Here is a 22965-nt window from a genome sequence, read left to right on the forward strand (position 1 = left end):
TAATACAGGAGCTACTCTAAATAGGCGGGAATCTCCTCTAGAAAGATATAGCGCTCCTTCTCAAAATCCATCCGGCAATAATAATGAGATAGCCCATTGGTTATCATCAGGTTCGTTGCATTTAATACAAAATTATACCGAGCAATCTGATCAAAAGTTTCTTGCTTGATTTCGATTTTTGGCGCTTTACACTCTACGATGAGATGGATACTGCCGTCGCTGTTAAACACTACTATATCATAGCGTTTGGTTGTTTTATTAAGCTTTATTTGCTTCTCAACGTTGATCAGTGACAGTGGATATTTTTTTTCTGACATAAGAAAATGCACCACATGTTGCCGTACCCATTCTTCTGGTGTGAGTACCACAAATTTTTTCCTTATGACGTCAAAAATCATCGGTTTGTTTTCGTTACTTTTGAAACGAAACTCATACGTTGGAAAATGTAATTGTTGCATTGCTGTAAAGGTATATTTCAATTCTGACTTAGGAATGCAGAATTCAGAGTTTTCTATAGGTATATTGAAAAGACTTTGTCATACTGTTCTGATATCTTTGGAGTTGAAGTACACCAACGTGGCGAGTTTTGAATTCATCTAAAATCGTATAGCTAAAATCAAAAATTAAAAAATGCCCTTAGATAAAGTAAAATCTATCATCACAGATATAAAGAGTAAAAACTTTAAACCCATTTATTTCCTAATGGGTGATGAGCCATATTATATAGATGCTATCTCAGATTTTATCGCAAAAAGCGTACTCACCGAAGAAGAGCGAGGTTTTAATCAGGTGGTATTATACGGCCGTGATGTCACTATTGATGACGTCGTTAGTAATGCCAAAAGATATCCAATGATGGCAGAGAAGCAAGTAATCATTGTGCGCGAAGCGCAAGATTTATCTCGCACTATAGAAAACCTTGTTGGCTATGCAACAAACCCGCAGCCATCAACGGTGCTTGTTATGTGCTATAAGTATAAGAAGCTGGATGCGCGTAAAAAGTTAAGTAAAGTACTTAAAAAAACGGGCGAACTTTTTGAAAGTAAAAAACTTTATGATAATCAAGTTCCCAACTGGATCTCAAGAGTGCTGCAAGGTAAGGGACATACAATTACACCTAAGGCGGCACTAATGCTCGTCGAGTTTTTAGGGAATGACCTAGGGAAAGTAAATAACGAGCTTGAAAAGCTACTCCTTATCATAAAACCTGGAGAACAGATTACGCCTCAAATTATAGAGCGGAATATTGGGATCAGTAAAGACTTTAATAATTTTGAGTTGCAGAACGCACTTGGGGCAAAAGATTTTAAAAAAGCCTACAGGATTATTACATATTTTTCTCAAAACCCAAAAGACCATCCTATTGTACTTACGGTCGCTCTATTATATAGTTTCTTCTCAAAACTACTTAAGTATCATTCGCTCACGAATAAAAGCGAAGCCGCAAAAGTGCTTGGTGTGAATCCCTATTTTTTAAAGGATTATCAACAAGCAGCTGGCAACTATCCAATGAAAAAGGTGAGCAGTATTATTTCAGTCATTAGAGATGTAGATCTCAAAAGTAAAGGAGTAGGAGCTTCCGGACTTCCGCAGGGAGATTTGTTGAAAGAGCTTTTAGTAGGGATTTTTGATTAATATGGTTTTGGATGACAACAATCTTTACAAAAATGCTGTTATATAAATTATATGTCTAAGAACCGCTTTTTGTTACTCCTCAGTACCTGTATGCTACATATAGTATTATTGCAAGCTCAGGATGCGAATTCGAGTGTCCAAGATTCAATTTTCGGAGAAAATATATTATCGAGTATATTTTCTGAAACCGAAATTTCAAAAAGTTATTTCTATATTTCCCTATGGGGGCAGCGCTACAGACAAGCATATGCTACGCCTGTTGCGGCTCCTGTTGTCGACCTTGCGAAGTATGAAGGCGGTTTATATTTTGTAAAACAATGGGGAGCTAAGAGCGCACGAGCATTACTATTGGCCGATGCAAAAGGCAACAAATATGTGCTGCGAGCTCTACGGAAAAATCCAACAGCATATCTCAACAATGGAGCGCTAAAGCAGGAATATGAAGAGGGCGAACTCGAAGACACCTTTACGGCAGATTTTATTGACGATGTGGGCACGGGTGCGCATCCTTATATTTCCCTTGTGGTAGGTTCCTTGGCGCGTGATCTAGAAGTTCCACATACTTATTCCTCCTTGATTTATGTCCCTCGCGACGGCGCTCTCGGTACGTTTGCCCAAAATTATGACGGAGCACTTTATTATATTGAAAAGCAAATCCCTTCGGAAATGTTGTCTTTTGATCACACAGCTTCAAACGATACACTAGTTACAACGCAGAAGGTGCTGGATCAGTTAAGAGCAGGTGCTTCAAATAAAATAGATGAAACTGGATATATAAGAGCGCGTATATTTGATATGCTTATAGGTGATTGGAATCGAAACGAATCACAATGGGATTGGCTTAGTTCTAGTACGAATGGAATAACGGTATATACACCTATCTCTAAAAATAGCGATCAAGCATTTTCTAAAATGGGTGATGGTCCGTTAATGCGTTTGATAACCTATTTCTCAAAAAAACGCAGGAATTTAGAAAACTATAGCGGCGAATTAGTGAATCCAAAATGGCTCAATAAAAGCGCCTTTACTTTAGACAAAGCCTTGATTTCAAATCTCGATGCATCTTTTTGGGATTGCGAAGCTAAAAAGCTAAAGTCGGCACTCACAGACGAAGTTATGGAAAAGGCCTTTTCTAGAGTCCCACAGGAACTTGATGCTGGCATTTCAGAAGAAATAATTTTAAATTTAAAAAAAAGACGGGAGCAGTTGCCGCAGCTGGTTAACGCTTATGTAAAGCTACTCAGCAAACTCGTTATCATAAAAGGAACTGATAAAAATGATCGTTTTATCATAGAACGAAAGCCAGACGGAAGCACTAAAGTTACCGGGCAAGACAAAGAGGGGCTTGGAGTTCTTTTTTACAGTAATACGATCCGAAAATGGGATACAGATCAGGTTTGGTTGTACGGTCTTGATGGTAATGATTCTTTTGAAGTGCTAGGTGCTGGTGCAAAGCAGATGCCAATCTATATTTTTGGTGGAGCAGATAATGACAGCTACGATATTAAAAATGAGAAAGACATTCGTTTGTATGATTTTTCTTCTCAGGCTACAACACTTTCTTCTACCCGTCTAAAAGTGAACATGATTGATGAGCCAGAAGCGGGCCTCTATGATCAAGAACGTTTACAGCGTTTTACAAATAAAGTAAGGCCTTTGCTTGGGGTGAATGTGGACGATGGTTTGCGAGTAGGAGTTGAGAGCACCTTTACAGATTATGGTTTTCAACATACTCCATTTACGCAACAACATACATTGACTGCGGCATTTTATTTTGCTGCTTCAGGTTTTGATTTGCAGTATACTGGGCAATGGGTTCACGCTATAGACCAGTTTGATATAGGGCTTGATCTACAAGCCACTACTCCTAATTACACACTTAACTTTTTCGGTTTTGGCAATGAGTCGAGCAGCCCTAATGAGGAGGATCCAGATACTTTTAAACTTGACTATAACAGAGTACGGGTGCAAAAGTTTAAAGTCGCACCTTGGGTTTCTTATCGTGATCCTTATGGGCATTCTTTAAAAACAACACTAGCCTATAAATCGATTGCCATTGAGGAAACCAATAGTCGCTTTATTCAGAGCTATTATGAAAGCAATGACAGTGCGACAAAAAATAGTTTTATTGAACTAGCGGCAACGGCCTATTACGATGATTCTATACAAGACCTCATTCCATTTCTTGATTTAGTAGTCACTATGGTTGCAGGTAGCGCGTTTAATATAACCGAAACCAGCAATGCCGTATTTGCAAATCCAAAGCTTGATATTGGGCTTCCTTTTGATGCAGAAGAGCGTATGAAAATCATGAGTTGCTTAGCGTCTTATATTAATTTTAATAACAATATTGAGTTTTATCAAGGAGCAAGTTTAGGGGCTGAAACTGGTTTGCGAGGCTATCGAAATCAACGTTTCACTGGGTTAAACTCCTTTGTCCAAAGTAGTGACTTACGTGTTAAGATAAACCGCATACAAACAAAACTAATTCCTATAGATATTGGGGTGTATGGAGGTTTTGATTATGGTAGAGTATGGATTAAAAATGACACTTCAAATGATTGGAAGACATCTATTGGTGGTGGTTTGTTCTTTGATACTTCGGGGGTATTAGTGGGTAATATTTCTGCATTCTCGAGTGAAGAGGGGCTTCGTGTTGCCGTGCGCTTAGGTGTTGGATTTTAAAATAAAATGAGCCAACACCTTTTTTTAAATAACATTATTAAGCAAAAATAAAACTACCTTTTACTCACGCTGTACTTGCCAGCGCCCATAAGTGCAATCGTTACAAAACCTGCTAAATAAAGCAAGGCCATTTCTTTTTTTGCTAATGGGTCTGCGCCGTGAATCATAAATGCGGCAACGGCCATTGTAATGATTGCAGGAATCGCTGTCCATCTCACTTTGTACCCAATAATAATGAGAAGCGGCGAAATTACCTCACCAATGATCACAAGAATAGAAGTTACCAAGGCGCCAATGCCTAAGGGGTCGCCTACAATCTCGAGGTTTCCGTTAAAAACTTCAAGCATTTTTGGGATTCCATGTGTGAGCATAAGGCCGCCAAAGCTTATGCGCATTACTAATGCTCCTATTGAAAAACTTCCAGATGTAGTCATATTGTTTTTGGATTAAGTTTAAGTTTTAAATGTAAGAAAAAAATGTAAAATGAAAAGAGATTATGTAATAATTGTTAGGCCTGCGGCTTGATATAAATTCCCTATTTTTGCTGTAACTTATATCTACACATGCAAAAAGTAAAAGCTTGGATTTCTGCAGCACGTTTGCGCACTTTGCCACTTTCTATCTCGGGAATTTTAATGGCTGCCGCTGCCGCTGTAAACGAAGGCGAGTTTTCTATGGTGATCTTAATTTTAGCTTTGTTAACTACCTTAGGTTTTCAGGTGCTTTCAAATTTTGCGAACGATTATGGAGATGGAAAGAAAGGAACAGATAATAAGGATAGAGTAGGCCCTGTGCGCGCTATGCAAGGCGGATTACTTAACGCAAGAGAATTAAAACGCGGAATGATTGTGACGGCAATAATCACCATTTTATTGTCTACAATGCTCATTTTTCAAGCCTTTGGGAGCGACAATTTAGTGCTAGCGTTTATTTTTTTCAACCTTGGTATTGCCGCGATAATTGCTGCAGTAAAATATACCGTTGGCGACAATGCATACGGGTATCGCGCAATGGGAGATGTTTTTGTATTTATTTTTTTTGGGCTTGTAGGTGTCGTAGGTTGTTACTTTCTTTTTACTACGGAAATAACAAGCCTCATATTTTTGCCAGCAATGACTATTGGGCTCTTAAGCACGGCGGTATTGAACTTAAATAATATGCGCGATCGCATACCAGATCGGGCGGTGAATAAGAATACATTGGCCGTAGTTCTTGGAGGGAAAAAGGTGAAGTATTATCATTATGCATTGCTTATTGGAGCCGCTATTACTGCAGTGCTGTATTCTTATTTGGCTTACGATTTAAGCATCGCTTTTTTACCTATCATAGCACTTTTTCCTATGATTTTTAATGCAATTAAAGTCTATAAAAATAAGATCCCGGCATTGTTGGATCCAGAACTAAAAAAGGTAGCGTTAAGTACTTTTTTCTTTGCCTTCTTGCATATAGTGGTATCATTCTGGTTGTAAATATCGGCTATCAAAAACAAAGCGTTTAATTGGAATAAAAGACGAAAAAATGAAAATTACATACTACGGTCAGAACACGCTGGCGTTAAAAATAGGGGAGTTCCATATTATCGTAGATCCGTTTATTACAGGCAATGATCTTGCAAAAGATAAAGTGAATATCAAGGAGCTAAAAGCAGACTATATTTTGTTGACACACGCCCATCAAGATCATATACTCGATGCAGAGGCGATTGCAAAGAATACGAGCGCGGTGATCGTGAGTAATTATGAGATAGCGATGCATTATCAAGCAAAAGGCTTTGATGTGCACCCTATGAATCACGGTGGTAGCTGGCAGTTTGCCTTCGGAAATGTAAAGTACGTAAACGCAGTTCATACAAGCTCATTCCCTGATGGAACTTACGGAGGCCAACCCGGGGGTTTTGTGATTGAAGGAGAGCATAAGAACATCTATATCGCTGGTGATACAGCGCTTACTATGGATATGAAACTCATTCCATTACGCACGAAACTAGACCTTGCTATTTTACCTATAGGTGATAACTTTACAATGGGAATAGATGATGCCATCACTGCAAGCGATTTTGTGGAATGTAATAAAGTGCTGGGGGTGCATTATGACACCTTTGGCTATATTGAGATAGACCATCAAGAAGCAAAACGTAAATTTTATGACGCAGATAAAGATTTGATGTTGTTAGATATCGGCGAAGCTATCGAACTATAAATCGATGTTAAATACAGGAGGTATCTATATTCAGATTATATAAAATAGTAAATTTGAGTAACCATTAAAAAGGACCATTTACATGTGTTTAATATTTCTTCCTATTTTAAGTTTTGTGAGTAAAAAAAGAGCATCCTCTAGCGCTTTATTCGTGCTAGTGCTATTCACTGTATTTCTATCAGTACCGTTTGGGTCAATAGCTCAGCAACGCACAAAGCCAGCAGATAGTAGCAGTGTTTGGACCTTAGCAAAATATGATGCTGGTTCTTCTTTTAGAAGCATCACCCATGCGGTTACGAGACCCATACACTGGAAAGGGGAGGACTTTGCAAAACTAGGGGGGCTCATCGCGGGTACTGCGATTATTTCTCTTGGGGATAGGCAGACGAGTAACTTTTTTACACAATACCAAGACTCGTACCCACAACCCCTAGATGATTATGGTTTTTACTATGCTAAACCAGTCAACTTTTTAATCGCAAGTGCAAGTATTTATGGGTTTGGGTTGCTAACAAAAAACGAGGCGGTCCGTAAAACGGGAGTCCTCATTATATCGTCATCTGTCGTTGCTGGATATTCACAAATTTTAGCACGTACGGCCGTGGGTAGAGCACGTCCTAAATCTGGTTTTGACAAATACGCTTTTGAGCCCTTCGCGGGAACTCAGGAATACTTTTCATTCCCTTCTGGGCATACCGTACTTGCGGTGACTATGGCGCATTCTATTGCAAAACAATTTGATAATATTTGGATAAAATCTGGGATATATGCAATTGCAACCTTACCGCCATTATCCAGATTAATAAATGGCGAACACTGGTTAAGTGATGTGGCTTTTGGTGCTGCTTATGGGATTATTGTTGTAGATTGTATGGACAGGTTTTTATTTAATACAGACGCTTATTCTTATAAAGATAGAGACAAAAAAATAGCTTGGAATTTCACTTTCAGCAGCAATCAAATAGGCGTAGTAGGTACATTCTAACGTGTTTAATTTTTAACTTATCATTATCAAAGCATCCTGCAAAAAACACGTTCTACATTTTAAACGCCCAAGTGGTACTTCTCGCGGTATCCTTAAAACAAAAGACGCCTATTATCTTATTCTAGAAGAAAATGGCAGAAAAGGCTATGGAGAATGTGGACTATTGCGAGGTTTAAGTATTGATGATCGTCCAGATTATGAAGAAAAATTGCAATGGGTTTGTGAACATATTTCTTTAGGTGAAAAAGTGCTTTATGATGCACTTACGCAGTTTCCGTCCATACAGATAGCGGTGGAGGCAGCCTTTAAATCGCTGCGAGCACAAGACCCTTTTCAACTTTTTGACACTCCTTTTTCTAAAGGAGAAAAAAGTATTCCCATCAACGGTCTTATTTGGATGGGTGATACAAACTTTATGAGAAGCCAAATTAAAGAGAAACTCAAAGATGGATTTTCTTGTATAAAAATGAAAATTGGTGCTATTGATTTTGCTTCGGAAATAGCCCTCCTTAAGAACATTAGAAAAGAATTTACTGCTCAGGAAATAGCCCTCCGAGTAGACGCTAATGGCGCATTTTCGCCGAAAGGCTCCCTAGAAAAACTAAAGCAACTTGCCGCCTTGGATATTCACTCAATAGAACAGCCCATTAAACAAGGGCAATGGGAAGAAATGGCACGTCTCTGTGAGCAGTCACCATTGGCCATAGCACTAGATGAAGAACTAATAGGTGTTTTTACTGAAGAGAAAAAAATTAAATTATTAGACACCATTAAACCGCAGTATGTGATACTCAAGCCAAGTTTTATTGGCGGTTTTAGAGGCGCTGATCGTTGGATAGCATTAGCAGCGGAAAAGGGCATAGATTGGTGGGTTACGTCTGCCTTAGAAAGCAATGTGGGTCTCAATGCAATAGCGCAGTATACGTCTACAAAAAATAGTATCTTGCCACAAGGTTTGGGGACTGGTAATTTGTACACTAATAATGTGCCATCGCCGCTTGATGTGGACCATGGCGCAATACTATATAATATTGCAGCGCAGTGGGGCCTAGATATTTTAAATCATTAAATACTTTTAGATTATGTACATAGCGCAAGCTTATAATTATTTACACGACTGGTGGCGTTATTTTGTTGTAGGATTATTAGTTGTTTTTATAGCAACACAAATAGGATCGTTGCCATTAATTGCAGCCTTAATGATTAAGATCTTAGGCGAGGGAGGCGATATGTCTGCCATAGAAGATCCAGCGGTGATGCTCAATGTTTTAGAATCTAATCTTACATTTTTCTTAATGTTACTCAGCTTTGCGGTAGGGCTCTTAGCACTTTATTTGGTAGTTAAGTATTTACACAAGCAGCCATGGATCACATTAACCACAAGCAGAAAGAAGACAGACTGGGGCCGCGTTTGGTTTGGATTTGGACTTATTGCGGTGATCACAATTATAACCACACTGTTGGACTATAATATGTCTCCAGATAATTATATCATTCAATTTGACCTGGTACCTTTCTTAATACTGGCTGTGATTGGAATCGTATTAGTACCACTACAAACTTCTTTTGAAGAATACTTTTTTAGAGGATACTTTATGCAGGGACTAGGAGTTTTGGCTGGTAATAGATGGGTTCCCTTATTAGTGACCTCCTTTTTGTTTGGTATTATGCACATCGCAAACCCAGAAGTAGATAAAATAGGATATATCATTTTGGTCTATTATATAGGAACAGGCTTATTCTTAGGGATCATTACGCTAATGGATGAAGGTCTGGAGCTTGCTTTAGGTTTTCACGCTGGTAATAATCTAGTGGGAGCACTATTAATAACAGCAGACTGGACAGTGTTCCAGACACATTCTATCTTTAAAGATATTGCAGAACCAACGGTAGGATTTATGGCTGTAGTGCCCGTCTTTGTCATATATCCTCTATTAATTTTTATTATGGCTAAAAGATATAAATGGACTAACTGGAATGAAAAGCTCTTTGGTAAAGTACTCAAGCCATTACCAGAAGCCTTAGAAACAATAGCTAAGTAGCAAACGATGTCAAGCTCACTACTACATCCTTCGTTTACTTTTAATGGATTGCAATTTTCTGAACCAGAACTCAAGGAGTTCGCAGAAAAATTACAAGACGATGGGGCCGACTATGAGCAGAAAATAGGGAAGTTTATTGCGCAATGGTTGAGTGACTCTTTAGAAATTAAAGTACAAACCTCAGGGTCAACCGGAGCTCCTAAAAAGATTATTCTTCAGAAAAAACAGATGATTGCAAGTGCTCATGCAACGAGTGCATTTTTTAAACTTGGAGCATCCACTTCTGCGCTCTTGTGTCTTCCGGTTAATTTTATAGCGGGAAAAATGATGCTTGTCCGTGCGATGATTTTGGGTTGGGACTTACATGTGGTTGCGCCAGAAAAAGATGCCCTCACGCAGTATGATAACGAATATGATTTTGCGGCAATGGTACCATATCAGGTGTTTCACACACTAGATGCCATTCATAAAATTAAAAAACTCATAATTGGAGGCGGAACTGTTTCTTCAGAATTACGAGCGAGATTGCAAACGGTTCCTACAGAAGTTTTTGAAACCTATGGTATGACAGAGACCATTACACATATTGCAGTAAAAAGAATAAATGGATTAGCTGCTTCTTCAGTTTTTTCTGCTTTGCCAGATGTGAAGTTTTCGCAAGATGACCGCGGATGCTTGGTGGTGAATGCTCCTAGTATTTCAGAAGTACCTGTAATTACAAATGATATTGTGGCGCTTAAAGCCCCGACTCAATTTAATTGGTTGGGTCGTTTTGATAACGTGATTAATAGTGGGGGTTATAAATTACATCCAGAAATAATAGAAGCTAAACTTTCTAAAATGATAGATAGGCCTTTTGTTATTATTGGTGAGAAAGATGCGACGCTAGGAGAGCGAGCCGTGTTAATTTTTGAGGCGCCAAATACAGAACAGCTTCCAAATTATTCTGAAGCCTTTGCATCCTTAGATCCCTATGAACGTCCTAAAAAAGTGTATACTTTATCAAAATTTCCGCACACCGAAACTGGTAAAATAAAACGTGCAGATGTAAAAAATATTTTTAAAACACTGTATACTGATTAGATGCTTGCCTTCCTTTCATTGAAGGCAATTTCATATATTTTCCTTATTTTAGTAGCGCCAAATTTTCACCGCTATGAAAACATCATTACTATCTTTTTTCATTTTATTTATTACTGCAATTTGCCTGGGTCAAGACTGGATTGAATTGCCTAATTCTCCCGCTGACGGCACTCGTTTTGATGATATTTGCTTTCTCAACGAGGACCTCGGTTGGGCCGCAAATGGAGGTGGAGGTTCTGTATGGAAAACTACAGACGGAGGTTTAAACTGGCAACTCAAGTTTGAAGATTCTGGTTATTTTAGAAACATAGAGTTTCTAAATGAGAATGTAGGATTTCTCGGGACTCTCAATAACAAATTTTACACGACCACAAACGGTGGCGATGACTGGGAGCTTGTTCCATTAGATCCTAATGTGCCTGCAATTTGCGGAATGGATGCGGTAGGGGAGAGCACCATTTTTGGGGTAGGTGCTTATTTTAGTCCAGCCTATCTTATTAAGTCTACAGATGGAGGTCAAACTTTCACCTATAAAGATATGTCTGAGTATACAGATGGTCTCGTCGAGATACTAATGTTGGATGAATTTCACGGCTACACTTCGGGTCGAGGGTATGATGGCGGCGTGATTCTAGAAACCTTTGATGGCGGCGATACCTGGACAGAAATATTTAATACTGGATTTGCAGGTGAGTATGTTTGGAAATTGCAAGTACGTGATGAAGTTAAAATTTTTGCTTCTGTAGAATCTGCTATGCAGGGTAAATTAGTGAAGTCATTTGATGGAGGAAATACTTGGGAGACAAAAAGTTTTCCGGACAACTCTGTGCAAGCCGTTGGTTTTATTTCTGATACCCGAGGATGGATGGGGGGTCATAATACTGGGTTTTATGAAACCAATGATGGTGGTGACACTTGGGAGTCTTTAGATCTAGGAGCATCGCTTAATCGTTTTGTTTTCTTAAGTGACAACTTGATTTACTGTGCAGGGACTAAAATCTATAAGTATGATATGCGTCTAGGCGTATCTGAGTTTCTTAATAGTGCCGCGCCAGATGATCTAAAAGTGACGATAGCTCCTATGCCAGTTCAAAACCAGCTCAATGTGCTTATCGAGTTTGAACATATTGATAATGTATTGATAGAATTATATGATGCACAAGGCAAGTTTATCAAGCGTTTGATAAGAGATCGTGTGAATGTGGCGCAGCAAAAGGAATATAGTTTTGATTTTCCATATGCAACGGGTACCTATATTTTAGATATTCATACCAACTATGGGAAACGGCAAAAGACTTTAATTAAAATATAGAGGTATCACTACTTCGGAAATATTAATGGTATGATTAAAAAATGCTTTTTCATTTTATTCTTGGTCTCGTTTTGTGTGCCGACAAAAGCACAAATACTTCCTGAAAGAGATCGTGCAGATCTTCGTAACGAATTATTAAAAGATCGATTTGATAATTTATTACCGAGTCTAATGGACGACACCGGAATAGATATGTGGCTCGTTATTTCTAGAGAATACAATGAAGACCCAGTAATGCGAACAATGTTGCCCGCCACTTGGCTCAATGCACGTAGAAGAACCATCTTAGTCTTCAGTAGGAATAAAGAAGCAAACACCATAGAAAAACTTGCCGTGGCTCGCTATGATGTGGGTGACAACATCGCCTCCGCTTGGGATAAAGAAAAGCAGCCAGATCAATGGGCGCGTTTGGTGGAGATTATCGAAGAGCGAAACCCAAAAGCGATTGGTGTCAATACTTCAGAATATTTTGGGATTGCAGATGGTCTAGTAAAAACAGATTACGATGCGCTTATGGTAGCATTACCTGGCAAATATAAAAGCAAGATTGTTTCCGCAGAAAAACTTGTGATAGGGTGGATAGAAACGCGCACAGAAAAGGAAATGGACTTGTATGATACTTTAGTTGCTGTGACGCACAGTATTATTGATGAGGCATTTTCGAGCAAAGTGATTACACCGGGAAAAACAAGTACAGATGATGTTGTATGGTGGATGCGACAGAAAGTGACTGATCTGGGTCTAGAAACATGGTTTCATCCTACGATAGATGTGCAGCGTTCTTCAGAAATTTTAAAAAGCCATATTGATTCTTTTTCAAAAGCAAAAAGTAAAAAAGTGATACAAGAGGGCGATTTGTTGCATTGTGATTTTGGGATTACCTATGTGATGCTCAATACAGATTGCCAGCAACACGCATATGTTTTGAAGAAAGGGGAGACGGAAGTCCCAGAATATCTAAGCGAAGCATTTGAAAAAGGAAGCCGCGTGCAAGATATTTTCACTTCAAATTTTAAAACAGGACGTACCGGTAACCAAATTTTAGCCATGTCATTAGCCCAAAGTAAAACGGAAGGATTGCGTCCGTCTATTTACACACATCCATTAGGAACTTATGGTCACAGTTCTGGGACCACTTTAGGAATGTGGGATTCTCAAGGTGGCGTGCCTGTAACGGGTGATTACCCCTTGCACAAAAATACGGTATATGCCATAGAGTTAAATACAACGGTTACCATACCAGAATGGGATAAAGACATTCGTATTATGCTGGAAGAAGCAGGTTTCTGGGGAGCGGATGTTTTTAGATATGTGAAGGGGAGGCAGGAAGCAATTAAGGTTGTGGATTAAGTTTTTCTTTTTATTACTTTTAGACTGAATATATATTGTGGGTTTAAAGTGTAAGACAAATCAATTTTAATACAGCCATTCACTCTTTTAGAAATAGGCCTCATCTCACTGTTGCTAAACGGACGTTCATTCTCTTCAAGAACGTATAAGACTTCAAAATACATTCATTCCTTTAAATAATAACGAGTTTATTTTCTTCACTACGGAAAAAATAAAACAGCGTTGCTTCTTTATGCTGTCCTATAGAATAGCGGAGCTCTTTTATGCTGTGTTTATTGGAAGATAGCTTAAGTCTTAAATTGGCCTTTTATCAATTTAAAAATTTCCTTCCTACAGTTTTATCACGCTACTTGCCAATTTTTACGACAGCTATAAATGTAAATGAAGCACTCGAATTTAAAGTGTCCTAGAGGATAAGTAGGTAGCTTAATAAGTCGCTATTGCCGAAAAACAGCTTACAGAGGATTAATTGTTATTCGTCTAAAGCAAACAGGCGTTCATCGAAATTTTTTTAAATAAAAGATAAACTAGAGAGATATTTACACGAGTTCATTAAAACAATCAAATGCTAAATTTACCCTAATAGCAATTTATTATTGCTGTAGTTGCTTGGACAAGAGGTAAGAATTTTCGCTCACGTTAACGATAATTTGGGTCATTTGTCGAAAACCGTAATTCTGTTGTTGTTTAGCATGAATGTTTGAAAGTATATTCGCCCGATAGAAACCGGAAGGCTAGGTGTTTATACTTAAGTATAAACACCTATTTTAAGTTAGGGTAATATTAAATTAGCCTAAAATTAGGTGCCTGTCCGTAATGATTGATAAGCTGCTTGAAATAGTAAATATTGAAAAGTTGTTTTCTACGAATACAAATATTAAAAATTACCTAAAAATTATAAATAGTGCATAACCTGCTCAATCGAGTACACTACTTATAAGTATTAACAATATTATAGAATCACCTTTTTACAACTATTAACTATTAGCTATGAATAAAAAATTACTTTTTAGTTTTACAACTATCGCACTACTATTATTGTTTTCAACTGTAAGTTTTGGTCAAACAGTGAATCTAGGAATACTTTCTTCTTTTGAAGGATTTTCTGGAAATGGAGGAGTCTCAAACGGAGCAGGGTCTACATGGACAGGCGATGCAGGTACGCACAATGGTATAATAGCCGGAGCGTTTGATGGTGACACATACAATGCTGATGCTTCAACTGCTCAGGCTAGAGAAGATTTAATGAGGCTGTATATTCACCTTAATGATCTTTTTGTAGATTTTCCTGCCACGCACGCTCCTGCATTTGGAGGTGAAACTATTACGGCAGGAGTTTATTCAGTACCTGCCGCTGGGTCAGTAGGCGCCATTCTTAATCTTGATGGAGAAGGTAATCCTGATGCTTTCTTTATATTTAAATTTGGAGGAGCATTAACAATAGGAGCGGGTGCGCAGGTTAATTTAATTAACGGAGCGAAATCTTGTAACGTGTTTTTTATTGCCGCTGGCGCGATAACTGCTGCGGACGGTGCAAATATTAAAGGGACTTTATTTTCAAAGGGCGGGGCTGTTGGTCTTGCTGCAAACTGTACTATAGAAGGAAGATTGTTGACTACGGCTGGAGCAATAACTACTGCGTCTAACTGTAGCGCGAGTAAACCACCTTGTTCTAGTACCATTCCAATATTTTGTGAAGCTGGCTGTCAACCAGCTGCGGCTGTTGATGTTTTAGGAGTTGTTTCTGGCTTTGCACTTTTTACTAATTCTGGTTCTGTAGGAAATACAGCTATCTCAGGGATTAATGGCGATATTGGGACAAATGCAGGAGGAGTAGCTGGTTTTTCAACTGGAACTCATATTGGGTCTGAGCAAGTTCAAAATGGGCTAACGGCACAAGCAGAAATAGATTTAAATAACGCTTACATTGCTCTTATGGCGCTACCGATTGCTGGGGGTGTACATACAGCAGCTTTTGGGGCAGGAGAAACACTACTTCCTGGGGTTTATGATATGGCAGCAGGATCTTTGGGAGGTACTATTACCTTAGATGGCCTTATGGATTCTGATGCGATATTTGTTATGAGATTTGCAGGGGCATTTAATGTCGCTGCAGGATCAAAAGTAATTTTAACAAATGGTGCAAGACGTTGTAATGTGTTTTGGATTGGTGGAGCAAATGTGACCACTGGAGCTGTTAATATTGGGGCTGATGCAAATGTGAAAGGAACTTTTCTTTCTCACGGTGGAGCCTGTAACTCAGGGGTAAATACATTTTTGGCAGGTAGACAACTATCTACACTAGGAGCGGTTAATACGGCTTCGGCGATACTTTATAATAATCCAGAATGTGTTACTTCCACTCCTTTGGATGCTCCAGACACCGATGGTGATGGAGTGATTGATGAAAATGACAACTGTCCTGGCACACCTGCTGGTGAAACAGTAGATGCAGATGGATGTTCAGCTGCACAATTAGATGCAGATGGTGATGGAGTTCCTAATACTGCAGACACGTGTCCTGGAACCCCTGCTGGTGAAACAGTAGATGCGAACGGATGTTCAGCTTCACAATTAGATGATGACAATGATGGAGTTGCTAATGATATTGACGCCTGTCCTGGAACGCCTGCTGGAGAAACAGTAGATGCGAACGGATGTTCAGCTTCACAATTAGATGATGACAATGATGGAGTTGCTAATGATATTGACGCCTGTCCTGGAACGCCTGCTGGAGAAACAGTAGATGCGAACGGATGTTCAGCTTCACAATTAGATGATGATAATGATGGTGTTACAGATGATATTGATACGTGTCCTGGAACGCCTGCTGGAGAAACAGTAGATGCCAATGGATGTTCAGCTTCACAATTAGATGATGACGGTGATGGTATTTCAAATGATATTGATACGTGTCCTGGAACCCCTGCTGGTGAAACAGTAGATGTAAACGGATGTTCAGATTCACAATTAGATGATGACGGTGATGGTGTTTCAAAGGATATTGATACGTGCCCTGGAACCCCTGCTGGTGAAACAGTAGATGCGAACGGATGTTCAGCTTCACAATTAGATGATGATAATGATGGTATTTCAAATGATATTGATACGTGCCCTGGAACCCCTGCTGGTGAAACAGTAGATGCGAATGGATGTTCAGCTTCACAGTTAGATGATGACGGTGATGGTATTTCAAATGATATTGATACGTGCCCTGGAACCCCTGCTGGTGAAACAGTAGATGCGAACGGATGTTCAGCTTCACAATTAGATGATGATAATGATGGTATTTCAAATGATATTGATACGTGCCCTGGAACCCCTGCTGGTGAAACAGTAGATGCGAACGGATGTTCAGCTTCACAATTAGATGATGATAATGATGGTATTTCAAATGATATTGATACGTGCCCTGGAACGCCTGCTGGCGAAACAGTAGATGCGAACGGATGTTCAGCTTCGCAAACAGATGGCGATAATGATGGAGTTCCTAATACCACAGACATTTGTCCTAATACCCCTGCTGGCGAAACAGTAGATGCGAATGGATGTTCATCTTCACAGTTAGATGATGATAATGATGGTGTTTCAAATGATATTGATACGTGTCCTGGAACGCCTGCTGGCGAAACAGTAGATGCGAATGGATGTTCATCTTCACAGTTAGATGATGATAATGATGGTGTTTCAAATGATATTGATACGTGTCCTGGGACGCCTGCTGGTGAAACAGTAGATGCGAATGGATGTTCAGCTTCACAATTAGATGACGATAATGACGGTGTTACAAATGATATTGACAACTGTCCTAATACTCCTAATGCAGATCAAGCAGATTTAGATGGTGATGATATTGGTGATGTTTGTGATACCGACACGACGCCGCCGGCTGTTGCGATCACGAGCAGTAGTCTGACGAATGATCCGACACCAACGATTACGGGTACGACTGAAGCTGGTGCGACAGTTGAGGTCGGCATCGACGGTGTTATTCTCACAGGCGTTGTCGTGGATGGCACTACTTGGTCGGCTACAGTGCCGTACGAGTTGGTTAACGGCGACCACAATGTGTATGCTACTGCAACCGACGCGGCTGGAAACACTGCGACTGCGACGCAGATTTTGAGCGTTGACCTGACACTGCCAGTCGTCTTGATTTCTCCGGGCAATACGCACGCGACGAACGATTTGAGCCCGACGATTTATGGAGCAACTGACGTTTTCGCTGGTCAAATCGTTTATTTCAGCTTGTCTCTTGGGAATGCGGTCCCCGAGTATATTCTTATCCGCTCGGCTCTTGTCCAACAAGGTGGGGTATGGAACTTCACTCCGAACCTGTCTGCTGGTGTGTGGACGATTGTGGCTAGGGTCTACGATCCGGCTGGGAACGAGGGCACTTTTACTCAGATACTGACCATTGACAATACGCCGCCGGCTGTTGCGATCACGAGCAGTGATCTGACGAATGATACGACACCTACGATTACGGGCACGATTGAAGCTGGTGCGACGATTGAGGTCAGCATCGATGGTATTGTTCAAACTGGTGTTGTTTATGATGGTACTAATTGGTCAGTAACAATAACGAACGAGTTGGCCGACGGCGACCACAATGTGTCTGCTACTGCAACTGACGCGGTTGGAAACACTGCGACTGTAAACCAGACGTTGACCGTTGACACGGCCGTGTTTGTTACGATCACGAGTGGTGATCTGACGAACGATTCGACACCGACGATCACGGGTACGACCGAAGCGGGTGCGACGATTGAGGTTAGCATCGATGGTGTTATTATCACTGGCGTTGTTGTGGATGGCACTACTTGGTCGGCAACAACGACGGACCCCTTGAGCAACGGCTTCCACGATGTGCAAGCTACTGCTACCGACGCGGCTGGAAACTCTGGGACTGCAACGCAGCTGTTGAGAGTTGATACGCAGGCGCCAGTTGTTACGATCAATCCTGGCTTGGAATTCTCGACGAATGATGTGACGCCGACGATTTACGGATCTGCCGTAGGAGCTTTGGGCGATATCGTCGTGGTCACGTTGAGCCTACCGGGCACAACAGATGATATAATTTTAACGGCGGTTGTTCAATCTGACCAAACATGGAACGTCACTCCGAACCTGTCCGAAGGTGTTTGGTTCGTAACGGCCGAGGTGACTGATGAAGCCGGCAACACTGGTTCGTTCTTTCAGCAGTTGACCGTTGATACGACGTCGCCGGATGTTGCGATCACAAGCAGTGCTCTGACGAATGATACGACACCTACGATTACGGGGACGATTGAAGCTGGTGCGACGATTGAGGTTAGCATCAATGGTATTGTTCAGACTGGTGTTGTTTATGATGGCACTAGTTGGTCAGTAACAATAACGAACGAGTTGGCCGACGGCGACTACGATGTGTCTGTTACTGCAACTGACGCGGTTGGAAACACTGCGACTGTAACCCAGACGTTGACCGTTGAAATAGATACCGATGGTGATGGTCATCCTGATGTTTTCGACAACTGTCCTAATTCACCTAATGCAGATCAAGCAGATGCAGATGGCGATGGTCTTGGTGATGTTTGTGATTCTCAAGATGACACAGACACGGATGGTGATGGTATTCCAGATGTTTTTGACACCGATGATGATGGTGATGGTATAAGTGATGCTGATGAAGCGGCAACAGGAACAGATCCGTTAGTTGCAGATCCGGCAAATACGGATACAGACGGTGACGGGAAAACAGATGCTGACGAGTCAGATGAGACGTCTTCAACCATAACAGACACTAATAATAATGGTATTTCAGATGTAAATGAGGCACTAGCAGACTTTACTCCATCAGTAGAAATTGATTCTTTCGTCTTTGTATCTGCAGGTGACTCAAGAGATTTTGTTGTAAATCTTTCTGAAATCATAGGAGGACCATCAGTAGGACAAGTAGTTCTTAAACTTTCAATACCAGAAGCATTTAATATTAGCTATGTAGATACTGATACTGGTGCTGATGTGAATGGTGGTGTTTCAGTTCAAAATAGTGATTGGGACATAACTGTAGGGCCTTCATTTATAACGATGACGTTAATGCCAGGTGTAATCATTTCGGCAGATACATTTTCACGAATTGGTTTTACAATTGAACGGAAGCCAGGAATACCAGCTCAAACTTCAGAACCTATTACGGTTACAATTGTAGAGGGATCGGGATCAGATAGTAATGTTGGTAGCGACAGTATTAACATCGTTGTTCTGGCTCAATAACTATAGTTAATCCTCTAAAAATTATGTTAACACTAAACAATAAAAACATGAATACTTTGAATAAATTAATGGTACTGTTTTTTACTGTATTTATGTTTATACCAAAAGGATATTCACAGAACGCAGACCCTGGTATTGGAGTTTTAATGACTCCATCCAGTGTGACTCAAGGTGCTATAGGAATTTTAAGTGCTAATGTTGGTAATTACAGTAACGGAACTATCGTTGAAAATTCATTAAGCGTCGCTATTAGTGTTGGCGCTAATGCTGAGATTATAGGAGTTGCCGCAGGAAGCGACACGCGTTGGAGTCAATTGAGTATGACAGCTGGTGCTGCAAACACGATTAAATTAACAAATTCAGGTGGAAGTTTTGGACCATTTGATCTTGGAAAAATTTTACTTACTGTAAGTGGTAATGAGGTGAGCGATGCCAATGGAATCATTGGGAATATCATATATGTTACAGCTAACAATCCCTTATTATGTGGAGGTTGTCCTTCACCTGCTCCATTAAATGCTTCTCAAGGGAATGCTAATAATTCAAATGACAACGCATCTACAAGTGTTACTGTGACAACCTTACTTAGTGCTGAAGATGATATTAGTCAAACACCTGTTAATATTTCAGTAGCTGGTAATGTAGTAACCAATGACATAGGGCCTGCGGGCGATATCTTAGTGGTGAATAATACCCCTGTGAGTGGACCCGTAAATGGAACGCTTGTATTAAACGCTGACGGAACTTATACTTACACACCAAACACAAGTTTTATAGGTGAAGATAGCTTTGTATATCAAGTTTGTGATGCTGGAATTCCAGTAGCGTGTGCTACGGCTAGCGTGGTAATCACTGTTACAGGGCCATTTGCCGATGGTAACTTTGCACCCGTGGTGCAAGATGATAATGCAACTACAGAAACAAACATGGATGTTGCTATTCATATCTTAGCTAATGATACGGACCCAGATGGCACTATTGATCCTACTTCGGTAAGTCTAGACGCAAGTACAATATCTGGCGCAATTTGCACCAGTATGGTAGGAGGTGATTGTCTAGTAGTTACCGTACCAAATGAAGGGACCTATACCTTAGACCCAGCAACAGGGGTTGTGATTTTTGACCCTGAGCCTAGCTTTACTGGAGAGACAACACCATTAGGCTATACGGTATGTGATGATACTGCACCAACAGCCTTGTGTGATGATGCTACTATTAAGGTAGTGGTAAGTGAGCGAGCGGTAAATGAAATGACAGCAGAAGATGATGCAAACATCGGATTTGCGGGTGATACTTTATCAGCTAATATATTATCAAATGATATTGATCCAGATGGAAGTACAGGTGCTCCAGATGTAGAGAGTGCTAACGCTGCTGCGGCAGTAGATGGTAGTTACGGTCCTTTAACATTAGGAACTCCAACCGTAATTTATGGGTCAGATGCTAATAACTCTGGAAACTTTATAGTAGCAGGAACGCTTACTTTGAATGTAGATGGAAGCTATAGTTATGATGCAGATCTTGACTTTTTAGGCACCGTATATGTCACATACACAACGTGTGATAATGATGTGGATACTGCCTGTGATAGTGCTACCTTATATTTAACAACACTACTGGGAGTAGTGCCAGACGCAACATTAATTATTAGTGCTGCACCGAATGTGATGCACGGATTAACAAACTTTTACATAACTGTTAGGGTTACAGAATTAAACTCGGCGACTACCAATGGAGTAATCACAGTTAAGATACCTAAAGACACTCGTTGGATCTTAGATGGCGCTTACGATCCTGGTCTAACCACTCTTGGGACGACAACTTTAAATAATTCTGAGTGGGAATATTCAGAAGATTCAACTACGCATATTTTCGAGACAGTAGCTGGAGGGGTTATATCAGCAGATGGATTCTCTTATTTTGGTTTCAACGCTATATGGGATCCAGGCCAAACTAAAGGAGTATTTACAATGACTTCTCAAATTCAGTCATTTAGTGGTGGAGAAGACAATATTGGGAACAATGTTGATTCGGAAAGTTTAAATTATTTTATTGAATAATAAAGCATATTAAGATGAAAAAAGCAGTTTTAATTATTTGTTTACTATTTGTCGGTTTAATGGCAAATGCACAGAGTTGGAATCCATATGTAAGTCAGGGTATTATTAGCCCTTCACCATTATTGCCATCAGAATTTGGCGGCGAAGGTGTGGCTTCATTTAAGATAGGCAACACGGGCAGTAGCGCACTTGTGTATAACAATTCAAGTGCTGATAACATCATAGTAGTAATTAGATTATTCAATGGGGTCCCAAATACTAAATACCCATTACAAGCATTACAAGGTTCTTGGAAAAATAAATTTTCATGGACGTATGATGTGGCTACAACGACTTACACAGGTGTTCAACTAATGACGCTATCTGCGTATGGGCAAGGAGCTATTACGGTTGGGTATAGAGTGAAACAAAACACCTCTTTGTCTGTAATCGCTAACGGAGTCAGTGCTAGTATAGAAGTACCTCCTTATGTGAATGCTTCAAATACGACTCAGGATGATTTTGTTAGTTCATTCACTTATGTGTTGGCAAAAGATTTTGGAGATGCTCCTTTAAGTTATGGTGAAGCATCCCACGAAATTAACCTTAATAAGTCAGATGGCGCATATACTCAATACATGCACCTTGGGAGAATTGTAGATGAAGAATTCGAAAATCAACCTTCGGTTTCTGCTAATGGCGATGGTGATGATGAGGACGGAGTTTCTTTTCCATCATTAATAGCTGGAACTACTGTTATCGTTCCGGTGGAGGTTAAAATTCATGACGTGAGCTTTGGTGTATTAAATGCTTGGTTCGACTGGAACGGGGATGGAGATTTTACAGATTTGGGAGAAAATGTGATAGCACCTCTGCCGGTTTTTGAGAGTGGGACTTATGATTTGTCTGTAACTATACCAGAAACTGCAATTATAACGGCTGCTACTTATGCCCGTTTTAGAATAGGGAATATGAGTGGACCAACAGGAATTAATAGTTGGGGAGAAGTAGAAGACTATCGAGTAAAAATTAAAGAGAAAGATTTATCTGATACTATTTCATTATTTGTAAGAGATGTGAAGGGAACTTTAAAATCTTTAGGATCTACTAATGTATTGGTGTTTCCAAATCCAGCCTTAGATAGATATACTGTTACAATAGATGTAATAGGTACCTATCAAATAGAATTGATAGACATGCTAGGAAGGGTTTTATATAAAGATGCTATAAAGGTGCAATCAGATAATGGAGGCGTTAAAGAGCTTTTAAGAGGTAATCTTCCTGCGGGGCAATATTTCCTTAGGGTATCTAACAAATCTGATGGACAGCAGTACACAGTAAAACTACTTATGGCAGATTAATTTAAAGCTGACAACC

15 protein-coding genes are annotated in these 22965 nt (G+C 40.0%); 13 read left to right on the top strand and 2 right to left on the bottom strand.

Annotated elements, in window-relative coordinates; all coding sequences use genetic code 11:
* Positions 1-11: 11 nt before the first annotated feature.
* Positions 12-458 carry a type I restriction enzyme HsdR N-terminal domain-containing protein gene (locus ABXT71_RS07640; protein WP_415370735.1) on the bottom strand — a complete coding sequence of 149 codons (447 nt, stop codon included), beginning with the start codon at positions 456-458 and terminating at the stop codon, positions 12-14.
* Positions 459-630: 172 nt separating this feature from the next.
* On the opposite strand from ABXT71_RS07640, the gene holA reads away from it, so the two are divergent.
* Entirely contained in the window at positions 631-1635 is a 1005-nt protein-coding gene (gene holA, locus ABXT71_RS07645) for a DNA polymerase III subunit delta (RefSeq protein WP_415370736.1), read from the top strand.
* Positions 1636-1725: 90 nt separating this feature from the next.
* The gene (locus ABXT71_RS07650; protein ID WP_415370737.1) at positions 1726-4320 is read left to right on the top strand and encodes a hypothetical protein; all 2595 of its coding nucleotides are present in this window, start codon (positions 1726-1728) and stop codon (positions 4318-4320) included.
* A gap of 53 nt (positions 4321-4373) precedes the next feature.
* Here ABXT71_RS07650 and ABXT71_RS07655 read toward each other — a convergent pair whose 3' ends face one another.
* Positions 4374-4754, bottom strand: coding sequence for a DoxX family protein (locus ABXT71_RS07655; protein WP_415370738.1), 381 nt, complete (start codon positions 4752-4754; stop codon positions 4374-4376).
* A gap of 129 nt (positions 4755-4883) precedes the next feature.
* Here ABXT71_RS07655 and menA point away from each other — a divergent pair, with 129 nt between their 5' ends.
* The 11 genes from menA to ABXT71_RS07710 all read left to right on the top strand — a co-directional run bounded on the left by menA (position 4884) and on the right by ABXT71_RS07710 (position 22949).
* Positions 4884-5789: a 1,4-dihydroxy-2-naphthoate octaprenyltransferase gene (gene menA, locus ABXT71_RS07660; protein WP_415370739.1), complete on the top strand. Its 906-nt coding sequence runs from the start codon at positions 4884-4886 to the stop codon at positions 5787-5789.
* A gap of 49 nt (positions 5790-5838) precedes the next feature.
* The gene (locus tag ABXT71_RS07665) at positions 5839-6519 is read left to right on the top strand and encodes a metal-dependent hydrolase (protein WP_415370740.1); all 681 of its coding nucleotides are present in this window, start codon (positions 5839-5841) and stop codon (positions 6517-6519) included.
* Positions 6520-6601: 82 nt separating this feature from the next.
* The gene (locus ABXT71_RS07670) at positions 6602-7504 is read left to right on the top strand and encodes a phosphatase PAP2 family protein (protein WP_415370741.1); all 903 of its coding nucleotides are present in this window, start codon (positions 6602-6604) and stop codon (positions 7502-7504) included.
* A 25-nt stretch (positions 7505-7529) separates the two neighbouring features.
* Complete coding sequence (locus ABXT71_RS07675) at positions 7530-8573, top strand: o-succinylbenzoate synthase (protein WP_415373083.1); 1044 nt, start codon at positions 7530-7532, stop codon at positions 8571-8573.
* 13 nt (positions 8574-8586) lie between these two features.
* Complete coding sequence (locus tag ABXT71_RS07680) at positions 8587-9546, top strand: lysostaphin resistance A-like protein (RefSeq protein WP_415370742.1); 960 nt, start codon at positions 8587-8589, stop codon at positions 9544-9546.
* 6 nt (positions 9547-9552) lie between these two features.
* Positions 9553-10629 (top strand): AMP-binding protein, encoded by a 1077-nt coding sequence (locus tag ABXT71_RS07685; RefSeq protein ID WP_415370743.1) that lies wholly within the window; start codon positions 9553-9555, stop codon positions 10627-10629.
* 73 nt (positions 10630-10702) lie between these two features.
* Positions 10703-11941, top strand: a complete 1239-nt coding sequence (locus ABXT71_RS07690) for a T9SS type A sorting domain-containing protein (RefSeq protein WP_415370744.1) — start codon at positions 10703-10705, stop codon at positions 11939-11941.
* Positions 11942-11971: 30 nt separating this feature from the next.
* The gene (locus ABXT71_RS07695) at positions 11972-13291 is read left to right on the top strand and encodes a M24 family metallopeptidase (RefSeq protein WP_415370745.1); all 1320 of its coding nucleotides are present in this window, start codon (positions 11972-11974) and stop codon (positions 13289-13291) included.
* Positions 13292-14281: 990 nt separating this feature from the next.
* A complete protein-coding gene (locus tag ABXT71_RS07700; RefSeq protein ID WP_415370746.1) occupies positions 14282-19549 on the top strand; it encodes an Ig-like domain-containing protein in 5268 nt (1755 codons plus the stop codon).
* Positions 19550-19572: 23 nt separating this feature from the next.
* Positions 19573-21609 (top strand): Ig-like domain-containing protein, encoded by a 2037-nt coding sequence (locus tag ABXT71_RS07705; protein ID WP_415370747.1) that lies wholly within the window; start codon positions 19573-19575, stop codon positions 21607-21609.
* 14 nt (positions 21610-21623) lie between these two features.
* A complete protein-coding gene (locus tag ABXT71_RS07710) occupies positions 21624-22949 on the top strand; it encodes a GEVED domain-containing protein (RefSeq protein ID WP_415370748.1) in 1326 nt (441 codons plus the stop codon).
* Positions 22950-22965 lie beyond the last annotated feature (16 nt).

It is taken from the genome of Patiriisocius sp. Uisw_047 (assembly GCF_047730165.1).
Classification (GTDB): domain Bacteria; phylum Bacteroidota; class Bacteroidia; order Flavobacteriales; family Flavobacteriaceae; genus Patiriisocius.